Here is a 7,156-nt window from a genome sequence, read left to right as displayed (position 1 = left end):
GAGTTCTGGATGCCGCGCATCGTCAGGGCGAAGTAGTCCTTGCCGATGCGGTCCTGGCCGAACGGGTGCTCTGCGCTCGGAGCGCCCTGGTTGACCTGGTCGTTCAACTCTTTGAAGTCGTACTTCCACCAGCCGTGGATCGGGCCGATGCCGATCGCGGTGATGGAGAACAACACGATGAGGATGAACAGGATCGCGCTCGCGACGGCGACCTTGTTCGAGAGGAAGCGCTTCCAGATCAGCTTGCCCTGGCTGACAGGCGGGGAGCTCGGCTCCTGCAGCTCGTCGGCGATCATCGGTTCGGTGGTCGACATCAGCGGACCCTCACTCTCGGGTCGAGCGCGGCATAGGCCAGGTCTGCCAGGAAGTTGAACAGAATGGCCATCACCGCGATGATCACGAAGTACGCCATGACCGGGTTGAGATCGCCGCGGAACAGCCCCGCGTAGAACAGCGAGCCCATGCCGGGGATGGCGAACACCTTCTCGGTGATGATGGCACCACCGAGCAGCGCGCCGACGTCGAAGGCGACCAGCGTCGTGATCGGAATGAGCATGTTGCGGAACGCGTGCCGGACGACGACGGTCCGCTCCGGGAGGCCCTTGGCCCGAGCGGTGCGGATGAAGTCCTGGTTGAGGACCTCGAGCATGCCGGCCCGCGAGTAGCGCGTGTACGAGGCGAACGAGATCAGCAGCAGCGCGATCGTGGGAAGCACCAGGTGCGTGAAGGTGTCGAGGCCCGACACCCACATGTCCCCGGACAGTCCGGGCGTCGACGAACCGACCGTGGCGATCGGGCGCCCGTTGGTGTCCTGGAAATACGTCGGCCACGCCTGCATGAAGCGGTCGACCACAATGAGGAACCCGGACACGATGGTCACGATGACGGCGACCCGCATGTTCTGACCCCGGTCGTATCCGCCGACGAACCAGCCGATGGCGAGGCTCACCACGATCGCGATCACGGCGAGGATGACGATCGTCGACGGCGTCGAGATGTCGAACAGCCACTGCAGCCCGAAGTAGCAGACCAGCGAGATCGCGCCCGCGATGCTCGCCGAGATCAACGCGCGCCGGCTCTGCAGACCCGCGGTCAGCGCCGTCGCGCCGATCACGGTGCCGGCGACCAGGATGATCATCACGACCGGCCCGAGCCCCGGGTGCAGGAACCAGTTGGTCGCGCTCATCAGGAGCAGGACGCCGGCTGTCGCCACACCGGAGACGGCGAACGTGATGCCTCGGCGTCGCATGTCACCGCCGATGAGCGACTGCCAGATGAGTCCGGCCACCACGCCGATCAGCACCGCGACCCACCAGGGGATCGTCGGATTCGCCAGGAAGTTGTTGAAGCCGATGGCCACGAACTCCTTGAGGAGCACGGCCACGAGGAACGCCGGGAGCGAGTACAGGAAGAAGCTGAGGAACGTGACGACGTTGTCGAGTCCGCTGTACTGGCGCAGGGCGGTCACGATGCCGATGGTGACACCGAGGAGGATCGCGAGGATGAGGGCGACCGTGACCAGCTGCACGGTCGAGGTGAGCGCCTGCGGGAGGATGTCCACCACCTTCGCGTTCGAGATGGTCGATCCCAGGTCGCACGCGTTGGCGAACGGGATGAGGCACTTGGCCGCGCCGCCGAGCCAGAGCAGCCACCGCAACGGCGGGACGACGTCGAGCTGGAGGAGCTGGATGCGCGCATTGATTAGCTGCGTCTTGTTCGGGGAGTTGCTGCTTCGCAGATCCTGGAGCGGGTCGGCGCTGTAGGCGACCAGCATGTACATCAGGAACGAAGCGGCGATGATGATGAGCACTGAGACCAGAAGTCGTCTCAGGATGAAACTCGCCATAGGTTCAAAACCTTCACTGACAGGGCGCGCCATGAACGGGGGTGTGCGGCGGAGCGGGGGCTCGCCTGGCGCGAATTCGAGGTAACGGTCGGATCACGACCGCCGACTACATGATAACGGGGCGTCGACTGGAAGCCGACGCCCCGTCGCAGGAGAGTGCCCGGGGGTTCCCCGGGCACTCTCACTGTCGAGCGTTACTTCGCGGTCGAGGACTTGACGGTCCACTCCCAGAAGTTCCAGAACGGGCCGTTCTGGTTGCCCATGTACTTCACGCCGTCGACGCGGGCGTTGACACCGAAGACACCCGGCAGCTGGAACAGCGGCAGACCGTAGCCCTGCTCGAAAGCGGTCTTGTCGATGTTCATCTCGAGGCTGGTGAGCTTCTTGGTGTCGAGCGTCGTCTGAGTGGCCAGAGCGTCGTCGTTCGCCGCGGAGAAGCGGTTGTAGTTACCGCCACCGTTGGTGGTGAACAGCTGCGGGATCTGAGCAGTGCCGGCGCCCGGGCTGATCCAGCCGAAGAGCGACGCGTCGTAGTTGCCGCCCGGGAGGAGCTTGCTCCAGTCCGGCGAGCCGGCGTCGACGACCTTGAAGCCGGCCTTGGAGGCGGACGCCTGAATGGCCTGGAACTCGTCGACACGGTTCGGGTTGTTCGTGTTGTACAGGATCCGGACGGTCGGGGTGGCACCCGCGAGCAGCGCCTTGGCACCCTCGATGTCGACCTTGCTGTACTTGTCCGAACCGTTGTTCTTCACGGAGTCGCCGTACTCGGGCTGCTGGTTCGGCAGCCAGATCTGCGAGTTGAGGACCTTGGCCTTCGGGTTCACCGGGGTGACGATCGAGTCGAGGATCTGCTGACGCGGGATCGTCTTCAGGAACGCCTCACGGACCTTCGGGTCGGAGAAGACCTGCGAACCGAAGTTCAGGTCGAGGTGGTCGTACGACGCCTGGTCGCCGGTCAGGACCTTCGCGCTCGTCTGCTTCAGAGCGGTGAGCGTGTCGGCCGAGGCCTGCGGGTTGATGATGTCGACCTCACCGTTCTGCAGAGCGGTGACCTGGGCGTTGGCGTCCGGGATGATGCGGAAGACGATCTTGTCCACGTTCGGCTTGAGTCCGCCGTCGTAGTACTTGTTCTGCGTCATCGTGAGCGACTGGCCGGGGGTCCACGACGAGACGACGAACGGGCCGGAGGAGACCAGCAGGTCCTTGTCGGTCGGGAACGCGGTCACGTCGTAGCCGGTGTTGACGAAGTCGGCGGCCTTCTTGAGGGTCGCGTTCGGCGCTGCCGGGTTGCTCGGGTCGCCCTTGGGGAGGCTCTTGAGCAGCTTGGTCAGGTCGGCGGCCGAGGACAGGCCCGCCTTCTTGGCCACGATGTGCGCGGGCTGCGCGATCGGGTTGACGAGCTCCCAGTCCACGTACGGGGTGGCGTACTTCAGGGTGATCGACGTGTTGTTGTCGCCCACGGTCGGGAAGTCGGTCGAGTCGATGCCCGCCGTCGAGCCCGCGATGGAGAAGTACTGGGTGCCGCTCGTCACGTTGCCCTGGTCGTCGAACTTCGCCGAGTCGTAGTGACCGGACGCGATCGCCCAGGCGAGGATCATGTCGTCAGCGGTGACGGGCTGGCCGTCGGACCACTTGTCGTTCTTGTTCAGGGTGTACTTGACCGTCAGCGGGTCGTCCGAGATCTTCTTGAACGTGCCGAACTTGTCGTCGTGGACGATCTTGTAGTTGTTGTCGATGTACTGGAAGCCAGTACCGTACGACCCGTCGAGATAGCCGACCTGTCCGTTGGTGTCCAGGTTGCCCTGCGGGGTCTGCGAGTTGAACGAGGTGAAGTCGTTCACGACAGCAACCGTCACGGTGCCGCCCTTGGCCGCGGACGAAGTGCCCGTGCTGCCGGACGTGGTGCAGGCCGACAGCGCGAGCGCAGCAACGCCGGCGACGGCGACGGCGCTGACCGCGTACCTGACCTTTCTTCCCTTGATGTGCAATGTTCCTCCTGTGCGAAGTGTGCGACGGCACGGGCATGCGAGAGCACCCGAACCCCGCGGGATAAGAACAACCTAGGTACCGTTGAGTGTGAATGCAAAATGAGGCTGGAAAACGTTACACAGTGGTAACTCAGTCGGCGGATCGTTGCGCGGAGCCCCCGGATACGGTGCTTTGGCGTCGCGAAACGCAAGAAATCGTGCACATCGCGCATGTGCGGGGTGATATCCACGGATGTACAACGTGTCCCCGGTCGCCGTCGAGGCCTGGCAGGATGCACATATGAGCAGTGAGTCGACCGAGGCGGAAGCGGCGACGAGACGGACGGCCGCCTGGGCGGCCGAACTCCCGGTCGAGAAAGGCGCCAGACCCCGGCTGTGGTGGGAGGTCGCGATCGTCCTCGGCCTGTCGCTCGGCCAGTCCGCGGTGTACTCGATCGTCACGATCATCGACCGCTCCACGCAGAGCACGCCCCTGGCGGACCAGACGGCCCAGGTGAACCCGTCCCAGTCGAGCAGGCCGCTCTTCGACTTCCTCTACCAGTTCCTCGGCAACGCGTTCCCGCTCTTCGCCGTGGCCCTCGTCGTCTTCCTGCTCTGGCAGCCCGGGCGCAGCGGATTCCGTCGCATCGGCTTCGATCTGAGCCGGCCGGGCCGCGATCTGGGCGGCGGCGTGCTGCTGTTCCTGGTGATCGGCATCCCCGGCATCCTCTTCTATGCGCTCGGCCGTGTGCTCGGGCTGACCGTGCAGGTGCAGGCCTCGCCGCTGGACACCTACTGGTGGACGGTGCCCATCCTCATCTTCGCCGCGCTGCGCGCCGGGCTGCAGGAGGAGGTGATCGTCGTCGGCTACCTGTTCACGCGGCTGCGGCAGCTGGGCTGGTCGAAATGGACGATCATCCTCTCCGCCGCCCTGCTCCGGGGCAGCTACCACCTCTACCAGGGCTTCGGCCCGTTCGTCGGCAACGCGATCATGGGCGTGGTGTTCGGCTGGTGCTACACGCGCTGGGGTCGCGTGATGCCGCTCGTCGTCGCCCACGTCATCATCGACATCGTCTCGTTCGTCGGCTACCCGCTCGCCGTCGCCCTCTGGCCGCACGTCTTCGCGTGACGACGAACCGCCGAGTACGCAGACAATCTGCGTACTCGGCGGTTTCGGACCGAATATCGGCGTACTCGGCGAGTGCCTGCTACGCGAAGGCCTCGGGAGGCGGGCAGGCGCAGAACAGGTTTCGGTCGCCGTAGGCCTGGTCTATGCGCCGCACGGGCGGCCAGTACTTGTTGCGGACGAGGGTCGGTACCGGGTACACGGCCTGCTCGCGGGAGTAGGAGTGGTCCCAGGTGGAGGTCGCCACCGACTCCGCCGTGTGCGGAGCGTTCCGGAGCGGGTTGTCGTCGGCCGGCCAGTCTCCGGCCGCGACCGCGTCGGCCTCCGCCTTGATCGCGATCATCGCGGTGACGAAGCGGTCGAGCTCGGCGAGGTCTTCGCTCTCGGTCGGCTCGACCATGAGCGTGCCCGCGACGGGGAACGACATCGTCGGCGCATGGAAGCCGAAGTCGATCAGGCGCTTGGCCACGTCATCCACAGTGACGCCGGTGCGCTCGGTGAGCGGCCGGACGTCGAGGATGCACTCGTGCGCCACCAAGCCGTTGTCGCCCGCGTAGAGCACCGGGAAGTGCTCGCGCAGCCGGGCCGCGACGTAGTTGGCGGCGAGCACCGCCGCACCGGTGGCGTCGGTGAGGCCCTGCGCGCCCATCATCCGGACGTACGCCCAGCTGATCGGGAGGATGCTCGGACTGCCGTACGGCGCCGCGGAGACCGGGCCGCCGCCGTGCTCGATGCGGCCGTCCGGTCCGTCGGCCCCGACGAGCACGTGCGTCGCGTCCTGCGCGAGCGGGTGCCCCGGCAGGAACGGTGCGAGGTGCGCCTTCGCCGCCACCGGGCCGACGCCCGGGCCGCCGCCGCCGTGCGGGATGCAGAACGTCTTGTGCAGGTTGAGGTGGCTGACGTCGCCGCCGAAGTCGCCGAAGCGGGCATAGCCGAGCAGCGCGTTGAGGTTGGCGCCGTCGACGTACACCTGGCCGCCCGCCTCGTGCACGGCGGAGGTGATCTGCACGACCTCGTGCTCGTAGACGCCGTGCGTCGACGGATAGGTGATCATCAGCGCGGCAAGCGTGTCGGCGTTCGCTGCGATCTTCGCGCGCAGGTCGTCCAGGTCGACGTTGCCGAGCTCGTCGGTCGCGACGACGACCACGCTCATCCCGGCGAGGACGGCGGAGGCGGCGTTCGTGCCGTGCGCCGACTGCGGGATGAGACAGACCGTGCGCTGATCGTCGCCGCGCGAGCGGTGGTAGCCGCGGATGGCGAGGAGGCCGGCGAGCTCGCCCTGGCTGCCCGCGTTCGGCTGCAGCGACACGGTGTCGTAGCCGGTGACGTCGGCGAGCCAGGCCTCGAGCTGGTCGATGAGCTCCAGCGAGCCCGCCACGTCCGCCGCAGGCGCGAACGGGTGCACCGCCGCGAACTCGGGCCAGGTGACGGCCTCCATCTCGGTGGCCGCGTTGAGCTTCATCGTGCACGAGCCCAACGGGATCATGCCGCGGTCGAGCGCGTAGTCGCGGTCCTGGAGCTGGCGGAGGTAGCGCATCATCGCCGTCTCCGAGTGGTGCGTGGAGAACACCGGGTGCGTGAGGTAGTCCGACGTGCGGGCGAGCGCCTGGTCGAACGACGGCTCGGAGCCGAACACCGGCACCGCGTCGCCTTCGACCGTGCCGCCGAGCACTTCGATGAGGTCGCCGAGCGGGAAGACGCCGTCGCGCAAGTCGGCAGCGGTCTCCTCGTCGAGGCTCAGCGAGACGAGGCCCGCGTCCACGGCGTGCAGCAGGAGGCCGCGCTCGTGGGCGCGCGCCACGACCGTCGCGGCGTCGTCGGCCTCCACCACGAGGGTGTCGAAGTACGACGTCGAGAGCACCTCGACCCCGGCGGTTCGCAGCGCGTCGGCCACGGCGACGGCGGAGAGGTGCACGTGCCGGCCGATCGCCCGAAGGCCGGACGGCCCGTGGTACACGGCGTACATCGCGGCCATGACGGCCAGCAGCACCTGGGCGGTGCAGATGTTGGAGGTCGCCTTCTCGCGGCGGATGTGCTGCTCTCGGGTCTGCAGGGTGAGCCGGTAGGCGGGCTTGCCGATCGCGTCCTGCGAGACTCCGACCAGCCGGCCGGGGAGCTGACGCTCCAGGCCCTTGCGGACGGCCATGTAGCCCGCGTGCGGTCCGCCGAAGCCCATCGGGACGCCGAAGCGCTGGCTGGTGCCGACGGCGACGTCGG

4 protein-coding genes and 1 pseudogene are annotated in these 7,156 nt (G+C 67.0%); 1 reads left to right on the top strand and 4 read right to left on the bottom strand.

The features are described 5' to 3' along the window. From Q0Q23_RS19375 to Q0Q23_RS19365, 3 genes and pseudogenes are all read right to left on the bottom strand, one after another. Nucleotides 1-314: pseudogene (locus tag Q0Q23_RS19375) on the bottom strand (ABC transporter permease); the annotation flags it as partial. After that, entirely contained in the window at nucleotides 314-1,846 is a 1,533-nt protein-coding gene (locus tag Q0Q23_RS19370) for an ABC transporter permease subunit (RefSeq protein WP_295128221.1), read from the bottom strand. The pseudogene Q0Q23_RS19375 and the gene Q0Q23_RS19370, both read right to left, overlap by 1 nt. A 194-nt stretch (nucleotides 1,847-2,040) precedes the next feature. Then, nucleotides 2,041-3,834 (bottom strand): ABC transporter family substrate-binding protein, encoded by a 1,794-nt coding sequence (locus Q0Q23_RS19365; RefSeq protein WP_295128218.1) that lies wholly within the window; start codon nucleotides 3,832-3,834, stop codon nucleotides 2,041-2,043. 280 nt (nucleotides 3,835-4,114) lie between these two features. Between Q0Q23_RS19365 and Q0Q23_RS19360 the strand changes: the two genes are divergently transcribed. Next, entirely contained in the window at nucleotides 4,115-4,942 is an 828-nt protein-coding gene (locus Q0Q23_RS19360; RefSeq protein WP_295128215.1) for a CPBP family intramembrane glutamic endopeptidase, read from the top strand. A gap of 79 nt (nucleotides 4,943-5,021) precedes the next feature. Here the strand turns inward: Q0Q23_RS19360 and gcvP are convergent. Beyond that, nucleotides 5,022-7,156 (bottom strand): aminomethyl-transferring glycine dehydrogenase (gene gcvP / locus Q0Q23_RS19355; protein WP_295128212.1); only part of this gene is annotated, 2,135 nt, incomplete at its 5' end.

Source organism: uncultured Leifsonia sp. (assembly GCF_945957465.1).
Classification (GTDB): domain Bacteria; phylum Actinomycetota; class Actinomycetes; order Actinomycetales; family Microbacteriaceae; genus Leifsonia.
Note: the sequence above shows the minus strand (reverse complement) of the source record. Positions and strands in the feature narration are given on the sequence as shown.